Source organism: Oxalobacter paeniformigenes, from assembly GCF_027158465.1.
Taxonomy (GTDB): Bacteria; Pseudomonadota; Gammaproteobacteria; order Burkholderiales; family Burkholderiaceae_D; genus Oxalobacter; species Oxalobacter paeniformigenes.
In genome coordinates this window covers 57372-82441 of record NZ_JAMKYL010000002.1, presented here as the reverse complement: position 1 = coordinate 82441, position 25070 = coordinate 57372, and the positions used below count along the sequence as shown (strand labels likewise).

The 25070-nt window shown below is 53.7% G+C and carries 20 protein-coding genes; 11 read left to right on the top strand and 9 right to left on the bottom strand.

Annotated elements, in window-relative coordinates; translation table 11 throughout:
• Entirely contained in the window at positions 1-795 is a 795-nt protein-coding gene (locus NAI64_RS04350) for an endonuclease/exonuclease/phosphatase family protein (protein WP_269298147.1), read from the bottom strand.
• A gap of 243 nt (positions 796-1038) precedes the next feature.
• Here NAI64_RS04350 and waaA point away from each other — a divergent pair, with 243 nt between their 5' ends.
• A complete protein-coding gene (gene waaA, locus NAI64_RS04345; protein ID WP_269298145.1) occupies positions 1039-2328 on the top strand; it encodes a lipid IV(A) 3-deoxy-D-manno-octulosonic acid transferase in 1290 nt (429 codons plus the stop codon).
• 4 nt (positions 2329-2332) lie between these two features.
• Here waaA and NAI64_RS04340 read toward each other — a convergent pair whose 3' ends face one another.
• Both NAI64_RS04340 and orn read right to left on the bottom strand, forming a co-directional pair.
• Positions 2333-3040: a sensor histidine kinase gene (locus NAI64_RS04340; protein WP_269298143.1), complete on the bottom strand. Its 708-nt coding sequence runs from the start codon at positions 3038-3040 to the stop codon at positions 2333-2335.
• An 8-nt stretch (positions 3041-3048) separates the two neighbouring features.
• Entirely contained in the window at positions 3049-3648 is a 600-nt protein-coding gene (orn, locus tag NAI64_RS04335) for an oligoribonuclease (protein WP_269298141.1), read from the bottom strand.
• Between the two features lie 47 nt (positions 3649-3695).
• On the opposite strand from orn, the gene NAI64_RS04330 reads away from it, so the two are divergent.
• The 8 genes from NAI64_RS04330 to mtnA all read left to right on the top strand — a co-directional run bounded on the left by NAI64_RS04330 (position 3696) and on the right by mtnA (position 11618).
• Entirely contained in the window at positions 3696-4949 is a 1254-nt protein-coding gene (locus tag NAI64_RS04330; protein ID WP_269298139.1) for a M48 family metallopeptidase, read from the top strand.
• Positions 4946-5842 (top strand): ribosome small subunit-dependent GTPase A, encoded by an 897-nt coding sequence (rsgA, locus tag NAI64_RS04325; protein WP_269298138.1) that lies wholly within the window; start codon positions 4946-4948, stop codon positions 5840-5842. Before NAI64_RS04330 ends, rsgA begins: the two co-directional genes overlap by 4 nt.
• Positions 5843-5967: 125 nt before the next feature.
• Positions 5968-6879, top strand: a complete 912-nt coding sequence (gene argF / locus NAI64_RS04320) for an ornithine carbamoyltransferase (RefSeq protein WP_269298137.1) — start codon at positions 5968-5970, stop codon at positions 6877-6879.
• Positions 6880-7059: 180 nt separating this feature from the next.
• Entirely contained in the window at positions 7060-8286 is a 1227-nt protein-coding gene (locus tag NAI64_RS04315; protein WP_269298135.1) for an argininosuccinate synthase, read from the top strand.
• A gap of 150 nt (positions 8287-8436) precedes the next feature.
• Entirely contained in the window at positions 8437-9303 is an 867-nt protein-coding gene (locus NAI64_RS04310) for an S-methyl-5'-thioadenosine phosphorylase (RefSeq protein WP_269298133.1), read from the top strand.
• Between the two features lie 3 nt (positions 9304-9306).
• The gene (locus tag NAI64_RS04305) at positions 9307-9990 is read left to right on the top strand and encodes a class II aldolase/adducin family protein (protein WP_269298131.1); all 684 of its coding nucleotides are present in this window, start codon (positions 9307-9309) and stop codon (positions 9988-9990) included.
• A gap of 24 nt (positions 9991-10014) precedes the next feature.
• Positions 10015-10542, top strand: a complete 528-nt coding sequence (locus NAI64_RS04300; protein WP_269298129.1) for an adenine phosphoribosyltransferase — start codon at positions 10015-10017, stop codon at positions 10540-10542.
• Positions 10539-11618, top strand: coding sequence for an S-methyl-5-thioribose-1-phosphate isomerase (mtnA, locus tag NAI64_RS04295; RefSeq protein ID WP_407946909.1), 1080 nt, complete (start codon positions 10539-10541; stop codon positions 11616-11618). Before NAI64_RS04300 ends, mtnA begins: the two co-directional genes overlap by 4 nt.
• 3 nt (positions 11619-11621) lie before the next feature.
• On the opposite strand, the gene murB is transcribed toward mtnA, so the two are convergent.
• Entirely contained in the window at positions 11622-12650 is a 1029-nt protein-coding gene (gene murB / locus NAI64_RS04290; protein WP_269298125.1) for a UDP-N-acetylmuramate dehydrogenase, read from the bottom strand.
• 121 nt (positions 12651-12771) lie between these two features.
• Here murB and NAI64_RS04285 point away from each other — a divergent pair, with 121 nt between their 5' ends.
• Positions 12772-13257 (top strand): YajQ family cyclic di-GMP-binding protein, encoded by a 486-nt coding sequence (locus tag NAI64_RS04285; protein ID WP_269298123.1) that lies wholly within the window; start codon positions 12772-12774, stop codon positions 13255-13257.
• Positions 13258-13288: 31 nt separating this feature from the next.
• Here NAI64_RS04285 and aroG read toward each other — a convergent pair whose 3' ends face one another.
• From aroG to NAI64_RS04265, 4 genes are all read right to left on the bottom strand, one after another.
• Positions 13289-14350: a 3-deoxy-7-phosphoheptulonate synthase AroG gene (gene aroG, locus NAI64_RS04280; RefSeq protein ID WP_269298121.1), complete on the bottom strand. Its 1062-nt coding sequence runs from the start codon at positions 14348-14350 to the stop codon at positions 13289-13291.
• Between the two features lie 233 nt (positions 14351-14583).
• A complete protein-coding gene (gene tldD, locus NAI64_RS04275; protein ID WP_269298119.1) occupies positions 14584-16044 on the bottom strand; it encodes a metalloprotease TldD in 1461 nt (486 codons plus the stop codon).
• A gap of 164 nt (positions 16045-16208) precedes the next feature.
• Positions 16209-17006 (bottom strand): carbon-nitrogen hydrolase family protein, encoded by a 798-nt coding sequence (locus NAI64_RS04270; protein ID WP_269298117.1) that lies wholly within the window; start codon positions 17004-17006, stop codon positions 16209-16211.
• 26 nt (positions 17007-17032) lie between these two features.
• Positions 17033-21133, bottom strand: a complete 4101-nt coding sequence (locus tag NAI64_RS04265) for a YhdP family protein (protein ID WP_269298115.1) — start codon at positions 21131-21133, stop codon at positions 17033-17035.
• A gap of 121 nt (positions 21134-21254) precedes the next feature.
• Here NAI64_RS04265 and glnE point away from each other — a divergent pair, with 121 nt between their 5' ends.
• Positions 21255-23981, top strand: a complete 2727-nt coding sequence (gene glnE, locus NAI64_RS04260; RefSeq protein WP_269298113.1) for a bifunctional [glutamate--ammonia ligase]-adenylyl-L-tyrosine phosphorylase/[glutamate--ammonia-ligase] adenylyltransferase — start codon at positions 21255-21257, stop codon at positions 23979-23981.
• Between the two features lie 43 nt (positions 23982-24024).
• Here glnE and NAI64_RS04255 read toward each other — a convergent pair whose 3' ends face one another.
• A complete protein-coding gene (locus tag NAI64_RS04255; protein WP_269298111.1) occupies positions 24025-25056 on the bottom strand; it encodes an NAD(P)H-dependent glycerol-3-phosphate dehydrogenase in 1032 nt (343 codons plus the stop codon).
• Positions 25057-25070: the final 14 nt, after the last annotated feature.

Genomic DNA, 25070 nt, shown 5'->3' with positions numbered 1-25070 from the left:
TCATTCTGTCCGCAAAGACGCGACCAGCGGCGCATGATCCGACAGTGCCGTCCATGGCGCGCCCTGCATGACACGTGCCGAATCGACCCTGAATCCACGGACATAAATCCTGTCCAGACGAAAAAAGGGAAACAATGCCGGAAAGGTTCTTGCCGGCAACGGTTTGGGTACCTTGCCGGTGAGACGCGGAAAAAACGTTTTCTTCCCTTCTTCCTGCTCGCCCATTTCGTCGAAGACTTCCTTGACACGCAAGGCTTTTCGCAACAAGTCGGACAAATTGTTGTTCCAGTCGTTGAAATCACCGGCGATGATGACCGGTGCATCTTCCGGTGCGGAACGCCGAACCGTGTCGATCAGCGCATGTGTCTGTCTGATCCGGCTGCCGTTAAACAATCCCAGATGAATGACATAGCAATATACTTTCGTCTCCGGCGTCTGCAAAACGCAATGCAGAATACCCCTCGACTCCAGTGCGTGATCCGATACATCGGTATTGAACTGCGAGACGATCGGATAGGCGCTCAACAATGCATTGCCATGATGCCCATGCTCATAGACGGCATTCTTGCCATAGGCGCAATACAGGGAGTTGCCCGCCAGATACGCATGTTGCCCCCGATCCTGCCATAACAGGGCATAGCGGTTTGTCATCAGATCGTGGCGTCCCTGTACCTCTTGCAGGAAAATGACATCCGCGCTCAACGAGCGGATGGACCGTTTCAGTTCCTGAATGATTGGCCGGTGATCGATCGATGCCCCTTTGTGAATATTGTAAGTTGCAATACGAAGTTCCATAGCGACCCCGATAAACTTGCCCGTCGTCAGGTATGCAGACAGCCGCCTTCCGGCGTTCTGTCCGGCCAGCCCCGTACGATATCCGGCCGCCTGTTTCCCGCCGGATACCGACCATAGCCATATTGTACTTTGTAAAAATCAATCGGGTAACCGGTGAAAATTTTTTGTATGCCATCCTCGCCGCATACCATACCTTCTCCGATTTCAAGGATAATACTGCCTGTCCAATTCCGAAATGATGCCATGAGACTTCTGTATTCCATCCTGTGGTGGCTGATCCTGCCGCTTGCCCTGTTCAGGCTTTACTGGCGCGGGCGCAAGGAACCGGGTTACCGGCATCATATCGCCGAGCGTCTCGGTTTCTATCCACCGGTACCTGCCGCGTCACAACGGATCTGGGTACATGCTGTATCGGTCGGCGAAACACGTGCGGCCGAACCGCTCGTCAAGGCACTGATGACCCGTTTTCCGGCATCGGATATCCTGTTGACGCACATGACACCGGCAGGCCGTGCCACCGGAGAAGAACTGTTTTGCGCCGAAAAACAGGCAGGCCGTCTGATTCAGGCATATCTGCCTTACGATACCAACACCATGATGCGTCGTATCATCGAGCATTACCGTCCATGCATGTGTATTTTGCTTGAAACCGAAATATGGCCCAATCTCATCCGGCAATGTGTCAGGCATCATGTCCCGCTGGCACTGGTCAATGCCAGATTGTCGGAACGTTCCCTGAAAAAGGGCATGAAACTCCGTTCCATCATGCAGGAAGCGGCAAACGGATTTTCCGTTGTCGCCGCACAGACACAAACCGACGCTAACCGGCTGGCCCAATTCGGCAGCACGCATATCGCAGTGACCGGCAGCGTCAAGTTCGACATCACACCACCTCCCGGCACACTGGAAAAAGGACTCCGCCTGCGTCGTTCGATCGGCAACCGGCCCGTACTGATGTGCGCCAGTACACGTGACGGAGAAGAAATACAGATTCTCGACGCAATCGAAGAACTGGCCGGAAATGCCCTACTGCTGCTGGTTCCGCGACATCCACAGCGTTTCGACGATGTCGCGCGCATGATCGAAAACCGCGGCATCGCCATGACCAGACGATCGGCACTGGGCAATATGTCGCAATGCACCGTTTCTTCGGACGTGCGTATCCTGCTGGGCGATTCCATGGGAGAAATGTTCATGTACTATGCAGCTTGCGATCTCGCCTTCATCGGAGGAAGTCTCGAAAAACTGGGAGGTCAAAACCTGATCGAAGCCTGCGCTGTCGGCAAACCGGTACTGGTTGGCCCGCACACCTTCAATTTCGAGGCGATAACGGCCGATGCCATCACAGACAACGCAGCCATCCGCATCCATTCGGCACATGAAATGATGCAACAAGCCAATGCATTACTCCTGGACGACATCCGACGGCAAGACATGGGAGAATGCGCACGCGCATTCGCACAAAGACAGCATGGTGCAACAAGACGTACTCTCGAATTGCTGGCACCGCTGATCGACGATACCGGACCATGAAACACTACGTCGTCCTGACGTTTTTATCCCGGTATGGAATGACGAACACCAGTGTCGTACCGGTATCGCCGGTCCTGATCCTGAATTCGCCGCCCAGCATGCCGATCCGTTCCCGGATACCGGCCAATCCGTAAGACTTGACCTTGCGATTGCGCACCTTCGGCATGCCGACTCCATTGTCAGCAACCGTCAGTTCCAGATTGTCACCGACACGTCGCAATCCGATTTCCACCCTGTCGGCTCTGGCATGTTTGACGATATTGGTCAACGCTTCCTGCAACACCCTGAACAATACAGTGGCATGTCTGTCATCCAGCTCAAGCTTGTCATCATCCGTATGAAAAATGCAGGTCACTCCGTTGGCACGTGAAAAATCCCGTGCCTGCCACTCCAGTGAAGCGACCAGTCCCAGATCCAGTACAGCAGGTCGCAAATCGTTGATCAGCGTCCGGACACTTTTGACCGTCAAGTCGATATGCGCCAGTATCTCATCTATGCGTTTTGCGCGTTCTCCGGCATCGTTGAAAACATCCTGTTTCAGCAAGGATACCTCGATACGCAGGGCCAGCAAATGCTGTCCCAGTTCATCATGAATTTCGCGTGCGATACGTTTTCGTTCGTTTTCGCGTATCTTTTCCTGATGACTGATCAGCTCACGCAATTCATCCCCATCAACAGGGGACACACCAGTTTTTTCAGTCAAACAGTTCATGATACGTATCAAATCCGGATAAAGTGTTCCCGGTAATAACGCAATTCCTCAATGGATTCCAGAATATCGGCCAAAGCGGTATGTTTCTGCATTTTTTTGAAGCCGTCCACCAGTTCGGGTTTCCAGCGCCTTGCGATTTCTTTCAGTGTGGAGACATCCAGATTGCGATAGTGGAAATAAGATTCCAGTTTCGGCATTGTCTTTGCCATGAAACGGCGATCCTGACAAATCGTGTTACCGCACATCGGAGACTTTCCTTTCGGCACGTATTGCCTCAGAAATTCGATCAACGCATCTTCGGCCATGGCTTCCGTCACATTCGACGCCCTGACGCGATCGATCAGTCCGGAACGGCCATGCGTTCCCTTGTTCCACGCGTCCATCCCGTTGAGGATTTCGTCAGACTGGTGAATGGCGAATACAGGCGCTTCTCCCAGCACATTCAAATCGGGATCCGTCACAACCATCGCGACTTCGATAATCCGGTCCGTCTCCGGGTCAAGTCCGGTCATTTCAAGATCGACCCAAATCAGATTCAGTTCATCCGGCCGTCTTTTCATGCCGTTATTTTGAGACCGTTCCGGTTGCGTTTCCTGAGCTTGTGACATAATTCCTTCCTTATCGACATAATCGGTCATTTTCTCACAAGGACAAAATGTCAGCACTCGCGTTTTCGCAATTATTTCTTTTTTTCCTGTTTTCGACCCTGCTCACCCGTTTCTGGCTCGCTGCCAGACAATGGCGCAGCGTCAGCAAACACCGCGACAAGGTCCCCGAACAATTCGCCGGCAACATCACTCCGGACGCACACCGCAAGGCAGCTGACTATACCCTCGCAAAAATCCGCTTCAGTCTGACGGCACTCGTCGTCGATACAATCGTTCTGACCGGTTTTACGTTCGGTGGTGGACTGCAGTATCTTGCCAGCCACATTTTCCCCGTCACCGGCAACACCATGACGGGACAAATCGCACTGATTGCCGCTACCATCGTCATTTCCGGTGCGATCGATCTGCCTTTCGATTATTATCGCCAGTTCGTCATCGAGCAAAAATTCGGTTTCAATCACATGACCCGATCGCTTTATCTGGGCGATCTCGCCCGACAAACAGCGCTCGGCGTCGCCATCGGCCTGCCTGTACTGTGGATCTTGCTCACCGTCATGAAAAAAACGGGGACATGGTGGTGGTTCTATGCCTGGATTCTCTGGTGCCTTTTCCAGTTCCTGATGCTTTTTCTTTACCCGACATGGATCGCCCCGTTGTTCAACCGGTTCACACCATTGACCGATGAAACCCTGAAAATCCGTATCGAGCGGCTGATGCAGCGGACGGGATTCCGTTCCAGCGGGTTATTCGTCATGGATGGTTCAAAACGCAGTGCACACGGAAACGCCTACTTTACCGGAATGGGCTCTGCCAAACGGGTCGTTTTCTTCGATACGTTGCTGGCACGTCTGACACCCGACGAAATCGAGGCGGTACTCGCCCACGAGCTGGGGCACTTTCACCTGAAACATGTATTCAAACGCATTGTATTCTCTTGTTTGTCTTCACTGGTTCTGCTGGCGCTTCTGGGGTTTTTGCGTCATGAGGCATGGTTTTATGCAGGACTTGGCATCGATCCGTCACTGGCATCGGATGCACTCGCACTGATTCTGTTTGCGTTGATCCTGCCCGTTTTCACCTTTTTCCTCTTCCCGCTCATCTCGGGAAACGCCAGAAAACATGAATTCGAGGCAGACGCTTTCTCGGCAAAATATACGCAGGCACGCCATCTGGTCAGTGCGCTGGTCAAACTCTATGAGGACAATGCGGCGACCCTGACACCCGATCCGTTGCATTCCGCTTTTTACGATTCACACCCGCCGGCCAGTATCCGGATCCAACATTTGCTGGGGCATTCATGACAAAAGAACTATTCACCGCACAAATCGTTGCCGCACATGGGCGGCATTACCTGGCCGATGCCGGTGGCAAAATGCTGCATTGTTTCACCCGTGGCAAAAAAAGCGACGTCGCTGTTGGCGATTGCGTTCATATCTTGTCCACGGCAAAAGGACAAGCCGTTATCGAATCCGTCGATGAACGCCGTTCGTTGCTTTACCGTTCCGACCAGTACAAATCGAAACTGCTCGCGGCCAATATCGACAGATTGTTCATCGTAGTCGCGACCGAACCGGGATTTTCCGACGATCTGGTTTCCCGCGCGCTCGTCGCGGCAGAAGCGGCGGAAATCGAGGCCCATCTTATCCTGAACAAAACCGACATCACCGACCGTCTGGAAACGGCGCGCAAACGGGCCGGTTTCTATGCAGCACTGGGATATCCGGTTCACGAAGTCTCGGCAATCGCCTGTCCCGACGAAACGCTCGCGACTCTGATGCCGCTCGTCAGGGGACGGACATCCATCCTGATCGGCCAGTCCGGCATGGGAAAATCCTCGCTGATCAATCTGCTGGTACCCGGGGCCGACATCGCGACCCGTGAAATTTCGACCGTTCTCAATTCCGGCAAACATACGACCACCTACACACGCATGTACCGAATCGACGACAGTACTGCCCTGATCGATTCTCCGGGATTTCAGGAGTTCGGCCTGTATCATCTGTCAGAGGGCATGCTCGAACGCGCGTTCCGTGAATTCAGACCCTATCTCGGTCACTGCCGTTTCTACAATTGCCATCATCTGAGTGAACCGGGATGCGCCATTCTGGAAGCGGTTTCCGAAGGACATATTTCCGTTATGCGACACGATCTCTACCGCCAGCTGGTCCATGAATCGGAACAGAAAGTCTATTGAAAAACGCCCTGTTTTCATCGCACACCATACCGACAGAACACGCCGCTTTTTTAAAATTTTCAAAAATCCTCTATAATCAAATATTAAACTGTTTCAGCTGCGCCTCATGAGCGCCCCGCTAGTCTATGACAATCAAACACTATCTCCAATTTTCCGACCTGACCCTGTCCGAGTACGAATATCTGATCGAACGTGCCCGCATCATCAAACAAAAATTCAAGAACTATGAGCCGTACCATCCCCTGCTGGACCGTACGCTGGTCATGGTTTTCGAAAAAAGTTCCACACGCACCCGCCTCTCTTTCGAGGCCGGTATGCATCAGCTGGGCGGCACCGCCATCTATCTCAACACCCGCGACAGCCAGCTCGGTCGCGGCGAACCGATCGAGGACGCCGCACAAGTCATGTCGCGCATGTCCGACATCATCATGGTTCGAACTTTCGGCCATGACATCATCGAACGGTTCGCAGCCTATTCGCGCGTTCCGGTCATCAACGGCCTGACCAACGAACACCACCCTTGTCAGGTATTCGCGGACGTATTCACCTTTATCGAACACCGCGGTTCGATAAAGGGCAAAACCGTCACCTGGATCGGCGACGCCAACAACATGCTGTATTCCTGGTTGCAGGCCGCAGAAGTATTCGGCTTCCATGTTAATGTCTCCACGCCGAAGGGTTATGACATCGACCTGCGTCTGGTATCGCCGGATCACAGCCACTTTACCCGTTTCGATAACCCTGCCGACGCCTGTGAAGGCGCACATCTGGTCACCACTGATGTCTGGACCAGTATGGGTTTCGAACAGGAAAACGCAGCCCGCAAGAAAGCATTCGCCAACTGGAACGTGGATACCGACAAGATGCGCCGTGCCGCACCGGATGCCTTGTTCATGCACTGTCTGCCGGCACACCGCGGAGAAGAAGTCACCGCCGAAGTGATCGACGGCCCGCAATCGGTCGTCTGGGACGAAGCGGAAAACCGCCTGCACGTCCAGAAAGCATTGCTTGAATATCTGGTCAAGGGTACCGTTTGATACGATCGGGCATTTCCGCGTCATCCGGCATGATGGGGAAATGCCTTGCAGCGGCCTGCATGCCGGTTTCCGTTTCACGAGAAACGGCATAAAATGTGCCTGTTGACAACAGGGGTATCGTCTCCGTAAACACATTCCACCCCATCTTTGCATTCCAACTGAAACAAACGAAAGACACTTATGAGCGACGTAAAAAAAGTTGTTCTCGCCTATTCCGGCGGTCTGGACACCTCGGTCATCCTGAAATGGCTGCAAGACACCTACCAGTGTGAAGTCGTCACCTTTACTGCCGATCTCGGCCAGGGTGAAGAACTGGAACCGGCACGCCAGAAAGCACTGAAATTCGGTATCAAACCGGAAAACATTTTCATCGACGACCTGCGTGAAGAATTCGTCCGTGACTTCGTATTCCCGATGTTCAGGGCCAATACCATTTATGAAGGCGAATACCTGCTCGGCACCAGTATCGCACGCCCGCTGATCGCCAAACGCCTGATCGAAATCGCACGCCAGACCGGCGCCGATGCCATCGCACACGGCGCTACCGGCAAAGGCAACGATCAGGTCCGTTTCGAACTGGGTGCCTATGCCCTGATGCCGAACATCAAGATCATCGCTCCGTGGCGTGAATGGGATCTGCTTTCCCGTGAAAAACTGCTGAAATATGCCGAAGATGCCGGTATCGAAATCGAAATGAAACACAGACAGGGCGGCGCTCCCTATTCCATGGACGCCAACCTGCTGCATATCAGCTACGAAGGCCGCCATCTCGAAGACCCGAATGCAGAACCGGAAGCCACCATGTGGCGCTGGACCGTCAGCCCGGAAGAAGCACCGGATCAGGCCGAATACCTGGATGTTGCATTCGAAAAAGGCGATATTGTCGCTCTCAACGGCAAACGGATGACACCGGCCGCCGTTCTGACCGAACTGAACCGTCTGGGCAGCAAGCATGGCATCGGCCGTCTGGATCTGGTCGAAAACCGTTATGTCGGCATGAAATCCCGCGGCTGCTATGAAACGCCGGGAGGCACCATCATGCTCAAGGCACACCGCGCCATGGAATCGCTGACGCTCGACCGTGAAGTCGCCCATCTGAAAGACGACCTCATGCCGCGTTATGCTTCCATGATCTACAACGGTTACTGGTGGGCCCCGGAACGCATCGCGCTCCAGCAACTGATTGACCATACACAGGAACACGTCAACGGTACGGTTCGCCTCAAGCTGTACAAAGGCAACGTCATCGTCGTCGGTCGCGAATCCCGCAACGATTCCCTGTTCGACACCAATATCGCCACTTTCGAAGACGATGCCGGTGCTTACGACCAGAAAGACGCAAACGGTTTCATCAAACTGAACGCCCTGCGTCTGCGTATCGCTGCCAATGCACGCAACCGCAAATAAAACGCCATGCAGTCCTTCCGGGCGGTTTGCCTCATGGGCAAACCGCCCTTTTCTTTTGTGTGCCCCCCATTTCTTTCCGTCGCAGTTGCATAATCACGCATGTCCATCAATAATGTGTGCTGGAATTGCCATGAGGAAAGGAAGACTTGCATGATCGGCATTATCGGCGGAAGCGGCGTTTACCACCTGGACGGACTGACCGATACACACTGGGAAAAGGTGTCATCCCCTTTCGGATCGCCGTCGGATGATTTGCTCTTCGGCCGCTTCAATGGACATCCCATCGTTTTTTTGCCACGGCATGGACGCGATCATCGTCTTTCACCGGACAGTATCAATTACCGCGCCAATATCGACGCACTCAAAAGAGCGGGTGTCACCGATATCCTGTCGATCAGTGCAGTCGGCTCGCTCAACGAACGGCTCGCTCCCGGCACTTTTGTCCTGATCGATCAATACATCGACCGTACCGTTACACGGGACCGTTCTTTCTTCGGAAAGGGACTGGTCGCACATGTCTCGATGGCACATCCCACTTGCCGCCGCTTGTCCGGCATCATCCATCGTGCCGCCGGCGAAGCGGGGATCCAGACGGTGCTGGGAGGCACCTATCTGGCGATGGAAGGTCCGCAATTTTCGACACTGGCGGAATCCGAACTGTACCGGAGCTGGCATTGCGATGTTATCGGCATGACCAATATGCCGGAAGCGAAACTGGCACGTGAAGCCGAGATGTGTTACGCCAGCATCGCGATGGTCACCGACTACGACTGCTGGCATCCCGATCATGAACAGGTCACGATCGAACAAGTCATCAAAACGGTTCAGGCGAACGCAGAAACGGCACGCCAACTGGTCAAGGCGATTATCCCGCATATCCAGAATGACGCATCCGCTTCAGCTTGCTCATGCCGTTTCGCACTGGAAAACGCCATCATCACCCCACCGGAACACCGTGATCCGGAAATCATCCGGCAACTCGACGCGGTCGCGGGACGCATTTTCGGAAAGCGCTGAATCATGTCCTGTAACGAGCACCGCATTGATGGTACAGCGGAAGAAACAACGGCCGAACGGATCGTCATCGCCGCACGGCAACTTGTCGCCAACGGCATGAACCGTGGTTCTTCCGGCAATATCAGTATCCGCCGTGAAAGAACCGACGACATACCGGATGGTTTTTTCATCACACCCAGCGGCATCGATCCGGACCGTATGGCACCGGACGCCATTTGTACGATGCGCATGACCGGTGAAAATGAAAACGACGGAAAACCCAGCAGCGAATGGCGTATCCACCGTGATATTTATGCCGCCAGACCTGATGTCCACGCTATCGTGCACACCCACTCGCCGTTTGCCACGACGCTGGCATGCATGCAACTGGAAGTCCCGCCTTTTCACTACATGATCGCCGTCACCGGCGACAACACGATTCCTTGTGCGCCGTATGCCTTGTTCGGCAGCCAGGAATTGTCGGATACGGTGCTGGCGACGCTGGGAGAACGGTACGCTTGCCTGATGGCGCATCACGGCATGATCGCGCTGGGTCACAGTCTTGAACATGCCATGGCGATCGCCATCGAAGTCGAATCGCTGTGCGAGCAATATTGGCGCATTCTGCAAACCGGACATATCAAACTGCTTTCCGTCGAACAAATGACACAAGTACACGAAAAGTTCAAAGACTATTTCAGAAAATAACGTTCTTTTTACCACCATCAGCCTATGTCACTCACTTCATACATCCGCACCATTCCGGACTATCCCCAAAAAGGCGTGCAATTCAGGGACATCACCACGCTGTTGCATAACCCCGATGGTCTGAAACTGGCTATTGACCAACTGGTCGACCATTACCACGATATACCGATCGACCGCATTGCCGTCATCGAATCGCGCGGTTTCCTGCTGGGCGCTCCACTGGCCTATCACCTGAACAAGGGACTTGTCCTCATCCGCAAAAAGGGCAAACTGCCTGCCGCCACGATCAGTGAAAATTACGATATGGAATACGGCACCAACACTATCGAGGTACATACGGATGCCATTTCTCCGGGAGAGCGGATTTTATTGATCGATGACCTGATCGCGACAGGCGGAACGGCCGAAGCCGCTGTCCGCCTGATCCGCAAGTGCGGCGGTAAAGTCGTCGAATGTGCATTCCTGATTGATCTTCCCGAACTGGGCGGTGCGCGACGTCTTAATGACGCCGGTTGTCCGACTTTCGCCTTGTGTGCCTTTGACGGAGAATGAATCACGTGAACAGACAAGCCGACTCCGTCCGGACATTGCGCTGGAACGGCAAAGCCATTGAAATGATCGACCAGCGGCTATTGCCGCATCATATCGAATACGTCGCTTGCGATTCGGCCAGAAGTGTTGCGGATGCCATCCGCAATATGGTCGTCCGCGGCGCACCGGCCATCGGGGTGGCCGCCGCCTATGGCGTCGCACTGGAAGCTGTCCGGCTACGGAATGCCGACCGTGAAACTTTTGCAACCAACATGCAAGCGGGATTTGCCGCTCTGTCGGCAAGCCGGCCGACCGCAGTCAATCTTTTTTGGGCGCTCGACAAAATGAAAGCCCTGTTGCAAGCCAACGGGAACAAATCACCGGCAGAACTGGCCAGTCTTTTGCTTCGGCAGGCACATGTCATGCTGGAAGAAGACATCCGGATCAACCGCGACATGGGACGCCATGGCGCCGCGCTTTTACCGGATGGCGCACGTGTCCTGACACACTGCAATGCCGGTGCGCTGGCGACCGCAGGACACGGCACGGCACTGGGCGTTTTTCGTTCCGCTGTGGAAGCGGGCAAGCATATCGCCGTCTTCGCCGATGAAACCCGCCCTTTCTTGCAAGGGGCCCGGCTGACCGCATGGGAAATGGTGCAGGAACATATCCCTGTCACCCTGATTACGGACAACATGTCGGGTTACCTGATGAGCCGCGGCGAAATCGATGCCGTTGTCGTAGGTGCCGACCGCGTCGCCGCCAACGGAGACGTCGCCAACAAGATCGGCACCTATATGGTGGCCGTACTGGCGCAACGGCACCATATTCCTTTCTACGTCGCCTGCCCGCTCTCGACGATCGACCTTTCGCTGTCTTCCGGAAAAGACATCCCTATTGAAGAACGTCCTGCTGATGAAGTGAAAGGATTTCGCGATTGTCAATGGGCGCCTGAAGGCGTCGCCATCCGCAATCCCGCTTTCGATGTCACCCCCGTGGAACTGGTGACCGCACTGATTACGGAAAAAGGCGTCGTCGACAATGCCGCACTGATCAGAAACGGACTCGGAGATTTTGTCCGGAAACACCAGCCCTGATTTTCAGACGAATACCGGTTCCGGCTCCAGCCGGATACCGAAACGGGCCATCACATCCTGTTCGATCGCACCGGCCAACTCAACCATCTCCGCGCCTGTGGCGCGGCCATGGTTGACCAATACCAGCGCCTGCGTTTCGCAAACCCCGGCATCACCGATACGACGCCCTTTCCATCCGCACCTGTCGATCAGCCAGCCGGCAGCGATACGATAGCGTCCATCCGCCTGTTCGTATGCCGGGATATCAGGATGCAGTCGTTTCAGAGAGGCCATTTCTTCGGCCGTTACCGTAGGATTCTTGAAAAAACTGCCTGCATTTCCCAGAACAGCGGGGTTCGGCAATTTGCTTCGACGGATTTTGACGATGACTCCGCCGATATCGGCCGGAGATGGTCTGGAAATCCCGGACTTTTCCAGCTCGCGCGCCACGTCGCCATAGGCAATATTGGGCGTCCAGCGTTTGGGCAATGCAAACGTCACGTCCACGATCACCAACCGATCTTTCATTTCATGTTTGAAAATACTGTCACGATAGGAAAAACGGCAATCATTCCGGTTCATTTCGACAAGTTTTCCACTCGCGAAATCAAAAGCACGCAACGAAAAGAAACAGTCTTTCAGCTCCGCTCCATAGGCACCGATATTCTGTACGGGCGCTGCACCCACCGTACCGGGGATACCGGCAAGATTTTCCAGGCCTCCCAGTCCGTTTGCCAGACACCGGTCCACCAGATCCTGCCACCGTTCTCCTGCAGCGGCACGCAGATAAACATATTCGTCATCTTCCCCTTCACGGAAAATCCCTTTCATCTGCATGTGCAAGACCAGCTTGTCGACATATCCGGTCAACAACAGGTTGCTGCCGCCGCCGATCACCAGTTTTGGCATGTGTGCCAATGTTTCATGCCTGCAAATCCCCTCAAGCTCGTCGATGCCGGTTACCGCTATATATGCTCTGGCGGATACATCCATGTGAAACGTATTCAGTTCACACAGCGGAAAATCATGCATGACGTTATCGGGGAAAATCATGGTCGTTACTGTTGGAAACGGATACCGGGTGGCATACCGGAATTTTGTTCGTTACAATGCAGACTGCAATCTTAATGACTATTGATGTCCTCTGTCGAGGAATTTGCAAGAAAGGTGATCTATGCCCTCTTTTGACGTCGTATCCGAAGCCAACATGGTCGAAGTCCGAAACGCTGTCGACCAGACGAACAAGGAAATCGGCACCCGTTTCGACTTTCGCGGCAGCGATGCACGCGTGGAACAGAAAGAACACGAACTGACGGTCTTCGCCGATTCCGAATTCCAGCTGGGACAAGTCAAGGATGTGCTGACCGGCAAGATGGCCAAACGGAAAGTCGATATCCGCTTTCTCGATGAAGGCAAAATCGAAAAAATCAGCGGCGACAAGGTCAAACAGCTTGTAACCGTCAAAAACGGTATCGCCAGCGATCAGGCGAAAAAAATCGTCAAGCTGGTCAAGGACAACAAGCTGAAAGTACAGGCCAGCATCCAGGGCGATGCTGTTCGTGTCACCGGTGCGAAAAAAGACGATCTGCAAGCCACCATGGCCATGCTTCGCAAGGAAGTCTCAGACATCCCGCTTGAATTCAACAACTTCCGCAACTGAAAAAAGCCGCCTCAAAGGCGGCTTTTCTGTTTCACTTCTTCAGCACATCACGACGTCTCTTGACGGAATCCGCCAGATCTTTCAGGAGTTTGCTGCTGTCATCCCAGCCGATACAGGCATCGGTTACAGACTGACCATAAACCAGCGGTTTGCCAGGAACATGATCCTGACGACCTCCGACCAGATTCGACTCGATCATGACACCAATGATCTTGTTGTTGCCGCTGGCGATATTCCGCCCGACTTCCGCACAGACCGGAACCTGATTTTCCGCCTTCTTGGAGCTGTTGCCATGCGAGGCGTCGATCATGATTCTCGGCGACAGGCCGGCCGCTTCGACAGCCTGACAAGCTGCCTCGACACTCGCAGCATCGTAATTTGGCTTGTAACCGCCACGCAAAATGATATGACAGTCGTGATTGCCCTGCGTTTCGAAAATGGCGGTATGACCGCCTTTGGTAACCGACAGGAAATGGTGCGGATGTGAAGCAGCCTTGATGGCATCGATCGCGATCTTGATGTTGCCGTCCGTACCGTTTTTGAATCCGACCGGGCACGACAGGCCTGACGACAATTCACGATGAACCTGCGATTCCGTCGTTCGCGCACCGATCGCTCCCCAGCTGATCATGTCAGCCACATATTGCGGGCTGATCATATCCAGATATTCGGTTGCGGCCGGCAGCCCCAGTTCGTTGACGTCACGCAACAGTTCACGTGCGATGTGCAAACCTTCGTTGATACGGTAGCTGTGATCCATGAACGGGTCGTTGATCAGGCCTTTCCAGCCGATCGTCGTACGTGGTTTTTCGAAATATACCCGCATGACGACGATCAGATCGTTGGCATAACGCTGCTGTTCCTCTGCCAGACGATGGGCATATTCCATTGCGGCTTTCGGATCGTGAATCGAACAGGGGCCGATAATCACGACGAGACGATCATCCTGATCGTGCAGGACACGATGGATGGACTCTCTGCAGGTTGAAACCGTTTCGGCTGCCTTCTCGAGGCAGGGAAACTCGCGTATCAAATGAGAAGGTGGTGTCAGTTCTTTCATCGCGAGAATTCTTAAATCATCGGTGGGTTTCATTGTTTTTCCAGTCTTGATAAACGAAAAAACCGCCAATTCTGGCGGTTTTCGGGAATTTCGGTATTCTCTTTACTCGAGCGCTTGCCGCTTCTCCACCGCCAACGGGCTGGAATAGCTAAAGTAAAAATAATAAAAGTGAGCGAAGTTCAACATTTTACAAAACAGGCGCTTGATACTATATGTTCATTCATTGTAAACCAGTTTTTCCGGTCTGACAAAAATTTCTTTTTATTTTACACGGTTCCGCCGACAGTGACGTCCTCGATACGCAATGTCGGCTGTCCGACGCCGACCGGCACACTTTGTCCTTCCTTTCCACAGACACCGATACCGGAATCCAGCCGCATATCGTTGCCGATCATGGAAACCCGCTTCAGAATATCCGGGCCGTTTCCGATCAGGGTCGCTCCCTTCACCGGATACGTCAGCTTGCCGTTTTCGATCATATACGCTTCGCTGGCGGAAAACACGAATTTGCCGTTCGTGATGTCCACCTGCCCGCCACCGAAATTCGCCGCATACAATCCTTTTTTGACCGACGCGATGATTTCATCCGGTTCCCGATTGCCTGCCAGCATGAATGTATTGGTCATGCGCGGCATCGGCAAATGAGCAAACGATTCACGCCGTGCATTTCCCGTTACCGGCATATTCATCAGACGCGCATTCAGGGTATCCTGCAAATACCCTTTGAGTATCCCGTTCTCGATCAGCACCGTACATTGTGTCTGATTGCCTTCGTCATCCATGTTCAGCGAACCGCGCCGGTTGGCGATGGAGCCGTCATCGACTACGGTAATACCGTCAGCCGCCACTTTCTCGCCCAGTCTTCCGGAAAAGGCACTGGAGCCTTTCCGGTTGAAATCGCCTTCCAGACCATGCCCGACCGCTTCATGCAGTAGAACACCGGGCCAGCCGGAGCCCAGTACGACCGTCATGGGCCCCGCCGGAGCGGGACGCGCTTCGAGATTGACCAGCGCCGAACGTGTGGCTTCATCGACATATTGCCGGATCAGCTCGTCAGTGAAATAGGTATAGCCATAACGGCCACCGCCACCGGCCGTTCCCATTTCACGCCGTCCGTTTTCTTCGGCAATGACGGTCACGGACAAACGGATCAGCGGTCTGACATCGGCTGCCAATGTACCGTCGCTGCGCACGACCATCACGATATCGAACTCGCCTGCAAGACCTGCCATGACTTGCACGATGCGCGGATCGGTTGCCTTGGCAAGTTTTTCGACCTTTTCCAGGATGGCCACTTTTTCCGCCGCACTGATCGTCTGGAGGGGATCATTCGGGATATACAGCGAATGCACTGCCGACGACCTCAGCGAGGTAGCGACTTTCGCTTGTCCGGCGCCCTGCCTGCCGATCGTCCGGGTCGCTTTGGCCGCTTCCTCAAGCGAAGCCATCGAAATATCGTCCGAATAGGAAAATGCCGTTTTGTCACCCGATACCGCGCGGACACCGACACCTTTGTCGATCGAAAAACTGCCCGTCTTGACGATACTTTCCTCCAGACTCCAGCTTTCGTTTTTCGTGAACTGGAAATACAGATCGGCATAATCGACCTGATGCGTGAAAATACCACCGATTGCACGAACCAGCGCCAGTTCATCCAGACCGAAAGGTTCCAGCAAAACGGATTTGGCCAATCCAAGGGCGTCTTTTGTCAAATGGGTGGAGGACATCAGTAACAATCCTTTGAGTGAAAGTACATGGCGATTGTAGTGTATTGTGCGAAAAATTGCAGACATGCGCAGACATACCGGCCAGATGCACGATATGCATGGAATGGGCGAAACACCATTTGCACCGGCAAACAGCATTTCGTCACCTTACCGTGAAATGGATATCAGAGCTTGCGATGTCTTAAGGCAGGCAACTTTTCACGAATGGACGCCATTCTCCCGAAATCCAGTTCGCCGGCAACCACACCTTCGCCTTCCGGCAATACCGCTTTCACCTCGCCCCATGGATCGATCAGCATGGTATGTCCCCATGTCCGGCGTCCCGTGACATGCCTGCCACCTTGTGCGGCTGCAAGCACATAAGCCTGATTCTCGATCGCACGTGCACGCAAGAGGATTTCCCAGTGAACCTTGCCCGTCGTATAAGTAAATGCTGACGGCACCACGATCAGCGCACAGTCGCCGAATGCGCGGTACAGTTCCGGAAATCGCAGATCGTAGCAGACCGACAACCCCACTTTGCCGAATGGCGCCTGAAACGTCACGACATCATGCCCGCCGGTAATCGCCAGCGACTCGTCATACGATTCGCGCTCCGTCGAAAATCCGAACAGGTGAATCTTGTCGTAACGAGCGACGTTTTTGCCAGCTGCATCGTAAACCAGCGAACTATTCAACACTTTTCCGGGTTCATCCGATACCAGCGAAAGTGTCCCGCCGATCAGCCAGATACCGTTTTCACGCGCCATTTCCGCCATGAAATCCTGGATCACGCCCTTTCCGAACACTTCGGCATGTTGCAATTTTTCCGTATCGTTATAACCGATACCCGGCCAGTACTCCGGCAACAAAACCAGATCGGCACCCTGACTGGCCGCCTCTCCGATCAAACGTCTTGCCGTCGCGATATTTTCCTCGACAACCGGCGTGGAAACCATCTGGATGGCAGCCACTTTCGTCATGCTCACTCCTTTCACTGACTGTTTGTCTAGCCTGTTTTCTTTCCCGTATCGCCCTTGACTTCACGGATAACCGGCTCTTTCCATGTCCCCGTGATACTGTATTCGTGCGTAAACTGTTTCATCAACGGTTCTCTCAGGAACATCTGCGCAAGAAACGTGCCGATTCCGATAGCCGGATTGATGAAACCATAGGCAATGGATGCGGCCGCCGCGTTGATTTCCGGAATGATGACCACATGCAGGTTCTGCGACTCTCTGGCGATATTGACGCTGCCATTCATCAGGACTGTCGCATTGACCCCGTTCATTTTCAGATTTTCCGTATGCATGATGCCATTGGCGATCGTGGCATTCGCCGTAATTTCGTCAAAGGCGAATCCTTTGGAGAAGATGTCGCGGAAATCCAGATTCAAACGGCGCGGCAACGACTGCAGACTGATGACGCTGAGCAACTTGGCGGCCCCCGGATCAGCCTTCAGAAACTGTCCTGCCTGCACCTTGAGCGACATCTTGCCCGATAACGACGGCAAATCCAGTGCGAAAGGCAACCCTTCCCAGCTGAGATCGCCTTTCATTTCCCCATTTCCGCGTTTGATCAGATCGTCATATCCGAGACGTCCCAGCAATTTCCCGGCATTCTTGATATTCAATATGTAGTGCAACCGGGTTTGCTGCCTGTTGCCGGCAACCGAAATCCAGCTGCCCGATGCCTCGAGTACCGCATCGGGATTGGTGATTTTCAGCCGGTTGATCCGCCACTCGCGTCCTCCCTTGAAAGACACATTGTTGGCCACGATTTCCGTTTTGCCCAGACGTTTTTCAAAAAGCGTCAGCTCGTCCGTCACAATATCCAGCGACGGAATCCAGTAAGTATTTTCCTTGCCGGCAGTACTGGATGCCTGTTTGAGCGAAGATTGCAGGATATTGAGCGATTTCAGCCGTGCGATGAGCTTGCCGGTAACGTCTTTTCCCGTCGCTTCCTGCCATTTCAGTTGTCCGTTGATCTGGTTCGACCCGATACGGAAATCCCAGTTTCCTCCCTGACGCGATCCGTTAAGACGGACATCGGTCAACCACATATCCAGCGCCATGATTTCATCGGCATCAACCGAGAAATATCGCGGATAAACATATTGCACCAGCGTACTTTCCTCGGAAGATGCGCCGCCTTTCTCGCCTGAAGGCGAGTAAAAATCCTTGAGAAATCCGCTCCACGTATTGAAATCGACACTGTGCAAGCTGATACCCAGCGACAGTCCGTCCTGCAATACCGGTTTCGTGTTGATACCGATTCCGCCTTGCATGACACGCCATGCCGAACGTTTTTCTTTCTGTCGCAAGTATCTTGCCGTCATGTTTTCCCCATAAACGACAGACAGTTCATCCCGCATACTATGCCCGGCGGAAGGCAAATCTTTCAGAATGACACTTAAAGGCAGCACACTGCCTGCCGGTTTGCCCAACGGAGTCGGCAAACCGATTTTCAGGCCTTTCAGTGACGAGTCGACCCGTATCATGCCATCCCTGATGCTGACGGTATACGGTGTATTGCCCGAAAGATTTTGTACCAGCTTGCCCATCGCACCCGTATGATAGGTACGTTGCAATCCCCTTGCACTCAACACGCCGTCGGCACGTACCAGAAAATGTCCGTCCGGCTGCGTCCCGCCTGATACCGTAACCGGTTCATGCAGAAAATCCCCACGGACTTTTTCCAGCCGGAAACCTTTTTCGGAAAACAGCAACTGCCCTTGCGTTTTCGTGATAACCGGCAAATCTTCCAGCAAAACAATATCGTTATTGTCGAACTGCAATGTCCCCTTGACCGTGGAAGCCGCCATTTTTTCAAGCGGCAAATGCATTTCGAGTGCCAGTTTCGCGTTGCCGGTCGCTGTGGTTTTTTCCGTCAGGTGTCCGATCCAGTCCGTAACAGGTGACAAATTCACATATCCGACCAAATGCTGCAAGGTTCCTGCCGCCTTTCCCTTGATATCGAGCTGCGGATTGTCCGACAGGACATCGGCGATAATGACATCCACATTTTCCAGTACCGCATGGTTGGTCTCCGCGCTGTCGGCATGGATAGCCAGATAACTGCCGTTCATGCGAAATTCACCCTGGATTTTTTCGATAACCGGCCATAACGGACGTTTGCCCCCATCGGCAAACGTATCAGGAGTGAAATTCAGCAAACCGTCGGCCAACCGGGCACGAACCGAGAAAATGCCATTTCCGCTCTGCCCTGCATACGGAAAATCGGCAAGCGCCCCTTTAAGGTGAATTTCCGCCTCACTGACTTTCCCGCCTTTCAGGGCACCGCTCAACCATTCTTTGAGTGAAACGGGAGTCTGAAGCGGGATGTATTTTCTGACACGCGCGATTTCCAGATTTTCGATTTTCGCCTTCAAATCCGCACTGCCATACCGGTTCGCCGTATCTTTCAGATCGTTCGTATATTGCCCGGAAATATTCATCCGCATACCATCCTGCAACAGTGACAATTGTCCGATATCGACCGACAGGACGTTGTCTGCCGAACGTTTCCATCCGATTTTCGCCATCAGCCCATCGGCCTTTTGCGGAACATTCGCAGCATAAAACGGCAGCGCCAGCACGGCATTCTTCGAGTCCAACACCAATTCACCGCCATATTCATTGGCGGAAACCGAGCCGCTCAAATTCGCGAATCCCGGATGCGCGGGCAACTGCGCAATTTGTCCTGAAGAAACTTCGGCATGACCGGTTCCGTTCTTTTCCAAAACGGTCAACCCCTCAAACCGTCCCTGAACCAGATAAACGGGATCGGTGCCGGCGGCCTGCTTCCATTGGACGGTGACACCGGACAGTTTGCCCGCCAGATGTCGCGATTCCACCTGGCTGCGCATCTCCTTTTCGATCGGCAAATAGGGCAAAAACGCCGTCAGTTCACTGATATCAAGCTTGCCGATTTCGACTTTCAGCTCTTCAGGCACACGGTCCTGTCCGGGCACATACATGACGGAGAATGTGGTATCGTGCAGCGCTTTGCCTTCTGCCGTTTCCATCGAGAAATGGTTGGCAGCATACGTGTACACCGGCTTTTTCTGCGGATTGTCTGCCGCCGTGCGGTATTTTGGCGTTTCCATCGAAAAACGCCCCGACACGCGGCTTACATCCAGTACCGGCAACGTCGTATCAGGCGTAAACCGGATATTCTTGCCTTCGATATCGGCTGTCACGCCGGACAATCTGAGCCCATCCAGGGCCAACCAGGCCCGGACAGAGCCGGAACCGCCTTGTACATCCAGAGGGAAATCGACAAACCGCTTCCACTCATCCAGCCGGACACCCGGCATATCCGCATAGAGTTCACCTTTCCATTTCGAAAAGTCCGAAATACGTTCGGCGAATCTTGGATGCGACAAATCGCCCCGAATATCGATTGAATTCGCCAGCGGCACATCCGGAACAGCCGCCAGACGGAACCGATGGCGGCGTCCACGATTTTTCATGACGAAGCCAACCTGCTCCAGATTCAGTTCCTGATCGTTGCGCAACGCATCTTTCCAGCGCACCTTTCCGTCACGTATGATGATTTCGTGCTGTTTCAGCACCCAGTCCCCTACATTGGGCTTTTTCCCGTCATCGTTTTCCAGACGGATGCCCGCCAGATAAAAATACCCTTGTCTGTCGCGCATGACCTGTATATCCGGCTTGTCGATCTGCAACGATTCCAGACGAACTTCCATCAGCGGCAACGACCACCATGAAACGACCGCACCGACATGCTCAAGCCGCACGACTTCATGTCCCTCATTGTCCGACACCACGACATCTTCCAGATCGACCCGTGGCTGCAATCCATACCACGACGCCTCGATCTCCGCAAAAGAAACGGGACACCCAAGCGATTCACTCGCCATACGTTCGATTTCGGTCTTGTAGGCACTGACCTGTGGCAAAACGATGTATCGTATACCGAGAATGATTACGGCAATAACAAGATAAATCGCGAAAAAAATGCCGAAAGCCACTCTGAAGAAAAAGCGGTAGCGGTAAGCGACATCGGCAAGCGCATCCGCAGAGCGCGTCCAGAACGTACCCTGTTGCTTGCCGTTTTCCTGATTTTCCTGCGGTTGCGATTGCATCACATATGAGAAAGCATTCAATAAACGTAAAATACCACAGTGTCATCCCGATTTTTAATCCATTGCCCAGAATAACGATTGTCCGTTTTGCGCAAAACGACATTTACGCAGTATTACAAATATGAAACCCTCTCTCATTCCTGCCGAAGAAGCCTCCCGTTTTTATCTGCACTGGCTGAATGCCGACCGCGAAAAACGTCAGATGCAAATACAGGCACTCATTCAGTCACCTCTTGACCGCGCCGATCTGCCAACCTTACTGAAACGGGAACTCGACAACGGTTATCCGCTTCCCAGGGCAATGCGCCGGCTCAGGAATCTGCTGATTTGCGCCATTATCGAACGCGATCTGTCGGGACTTGCCGATCTTTCGGAAGTCGTCGGTGCCATGACGCATTTCGCCGAATTCGCCATCCGCACCCATCTGGACGCGCTTTATCAGGAACTGGCCGATACACACGGCATTCCGGTCGGCGCGCATTCCGGCAAGAAGCAGGAAATGATCGTCCTGGGCATGGGCAAACTGGGGGGTTGTGAACTGAATGTCTCATCGGATATCGATCTGATTTTCGTGTATCCGGAAAACGGGGATACGGTCAGCACACGTCCCGGACAACGTCTGCTTTCCAACCAGGAATTTTTCACACGACTCGGCAAACGTTTTATCGGCGCACTTTCCGAAATCGCCGAAGACGGTTTCACATTCAGGGTGGATATGGCATTGCGTCCCAATGGGGCATCCGGTCCGCTCGTGGCCAGTTTCGGTATGGTCGAACAATATCTGATCGTACAGGGACGCGAATGGGAACGCTATGCATGGATCAAGGCACGCGCCATTACCGGCAACCCCGAAGATATCGAAACACTGCGACGCATCGTGCATCCTTTCATCTACCGCCGCTACCTTGACTTCAGTGTTATCGACGCGATCCGCAACCTGCACCAGCAAATCCGTGCCGATGTGATCCGTCAGGAAAGATTGCACCCTGAACGCAGCAACAACATCAAACTGGGGCGCGGCGGTATTCGGGAAATCGAATTTCTGGCACAAATGTTCCAACTCATTCGTGGCGGCCGTGATCCTGCGCTCCAGGACAAGTCAACACGCAACATATTGCGCATTCTCGCCGAAAAAAGGCAGCTTGACGAACCGACAGCCAACGCGCTGCTGGATTCATATACTTTCCTGCGAAACCTCGAACACCGTATCCAGTATCTGGACGATGCACAAACGCATTCGCTGCCATCCAGCGAAAACGACCTTCGTATCATTGCCAACACGATGGGCATGAGCGATTCGGCACAACTGCTCGATACCTTGCAAAAACATCGTGATTTCGTATCCGGCCAGTTCGATGCCGTATTCAGCGACAAATCATCCGCACATGACCAGTCCCGACCGGTCATTCCGCAACCGCTTTTGTCCAGCCAGACTGAAGAAGAACAACTCCAGTTTCTGCAGACGAAACTGGAAACTCTCGGTTTTCCCGATCCTGCAAACGGTGCGCGAAGACTGTTGTCATTCTGGAAAACAAATCGTATCCGCTCCCTGTCGGATGCAAACCGTACCAAACTGATCGCACTGGTCAATTCGCTGTTGCCCGAACTGCTGGAAAGCGCCCATGAACCTTTGGCGACACTTGGACGTTTGCTGGACTTTTTCGAATCCATCGCACGACGCACCGCCTACCTGTCGCTTTTGACCGAATATCCTGCCGCGGCACAACGACTGATGCGCATGCTCGATGCCAGCGAATGGGCGGCACGTTACCTGACGAAGCATCCCATCCTTCTCGATGAACTGCTGGATGCTCGCACCTTGCTTGCTCCTCCTGACTGGGAAACTTTTACATCGGAACTCGATACCCAGCTCGAAAACCAGCGTGGCGATACCGAACTGCTGATGGATACCCTGCGTGAAACACATCATGCACAGCTGTTCCGACTGCTGGCGCAGGATCTCGCCGGTGCGCTGACGGTCGAACGGCTGGCCGATCATCTTTCCAAACTGGCCGACATCATGGTGGAAGCCACGCTGCGCGAAGTCTGGCAAGCCATGCCGAAACGCCACAGGGAAGTCCCCCGTTTTGCCGTGATCGCCTACGGAAAACTGGGGGGCAAGGAACTGGGTTATGCGTCCGATCTTGATCTGATTTTCCTGTATGAAGACGACCATCCGGACGCACCGATGCTTTATACACGTCTGGCGCAGCGTTTCATTACCTGGATGACCAGCCCGACTTCGGCCGGCGTACTGTTCGATATCGATATCGCCTTGCGTCCGGACGGTGCCAGCGGTCTGATGGTGTCGAGTTTCGACTCGTTCGAACGTTACCAGAACGAATCGGCCTGGGCATGGGAACATCAGGCATTGACACGTGCCCGTTTCTGCGCCGGCGATACATCTATCGGAAGCCGTTTCGAAGACTTGCGCAACCGTATTCTCCGCCGTTCACGCGATCCGGCCTGGCTGAAAGCCGAAATTCTCAAAATGCGCCAGCGTATCCATGATGCGCATCCGAACCGTTCGAACCAGTTCGATCTGAAACACGATGCCGGTGGCATGATCGACATCGAATTCATCGTGCAATATCTGGTGCTGGAATATTCGCTGCAATATCCGGAACTGACCAACAATTTCGGCAATATCGCGCTGCTGAAAACAGGCGCCGAACTGGGACTGATCCCGAAAGATGCCGGTGAAACGGTATCTTCCATTTATCGGGAATTCAGGAAACTGCAACACCAGATCAGAATGCAGGGAGCAGAACAGGCGCGTGTCGCTCCGGAAAGTGTCAAAACACAAAGCGATGCCGTCAAGGCATTGTGGCAACGTATATTCGGTTGAAACCGACCTGCCGCGCCATATTCACACAGACGTGAAAAGCGCGTCAGGATTGCCCGCCAGCCTGTTTGCCGTACAACGTATCGGTTTCGTCACGTACATGACGCGAAAGCAGCTGCGACACGGTACTTCTGATGGAAACCTGATCGAACAAAATACCGGCCACCGCGTTGGCAATTGGCATTTCCACACCGGCTCTGGCTGATATGAACCGGACCGTTTGCGCACAGCGCACACCTTCCGCAACATGACCCAGTTCGGCAATGACCGTTTCCAGTGTCTTGCCCTTGGCAAGTCCCAGACCGACCCTGCGATTGCGTGACAAATCGCCCGTACAGGTCAGAATGAGATCCCCCATACCGGTCAGTCCCATGAAAGTTTCCAGTCGTCCGCCCAAAGCGACTCCCAGACGGGTAATTTCGGCAAGTCCCCGCGTAATCAGCGCTGCACGGGCATTCATGCCCAGTTCCAGACCATCGGACATGCCGGTCGCGATCGCCAGAATATTCTTGACGGCACCGCCGACTTCCACACCGACGACATCGTCGCTTGAATAAATGCGCATATTGCCGCCATTGATCGCGCCAAGTGCCATTTTCCGCAATACCGGCGACTTCGATGCAATCGTCAGCGCACACGGCAAACCGGCTGCCACTTCCTGCGCAAACGAGGGGCCCGACAATACGCCGGTATTGACATGTTCGGAAACCAGTCCTGCGACTACCTGACTGGGCAACAATCCGGTATTTTCTTCAAACCCCTTGCACAACCAGATCAGGTTGCTGACCGAAGTACCCGCCAGATTGCCTGTCACCTCACGCAGACCTGCCACAGACGTGGCGATAATGACCAGGCCTTCCGGCCCGGCTGCATGCGATACGGCGCTTTTGAAATCGGCTGTCAGTTGCAATGAATCGGGCAAGGTGAAACCTGGCAACCCGACCCTGTTCTGTCCGGTTTTTTTCGCCTCGACAATGACGCTGTGTTTACGCCCCCACAGTACGACGGAATGTCGTGCGGCCAGACTGATGGCCATCGCGGTACCCCATGCACCGGCACCCAGCACAGTAATATTCATGGCATCTCATCGGA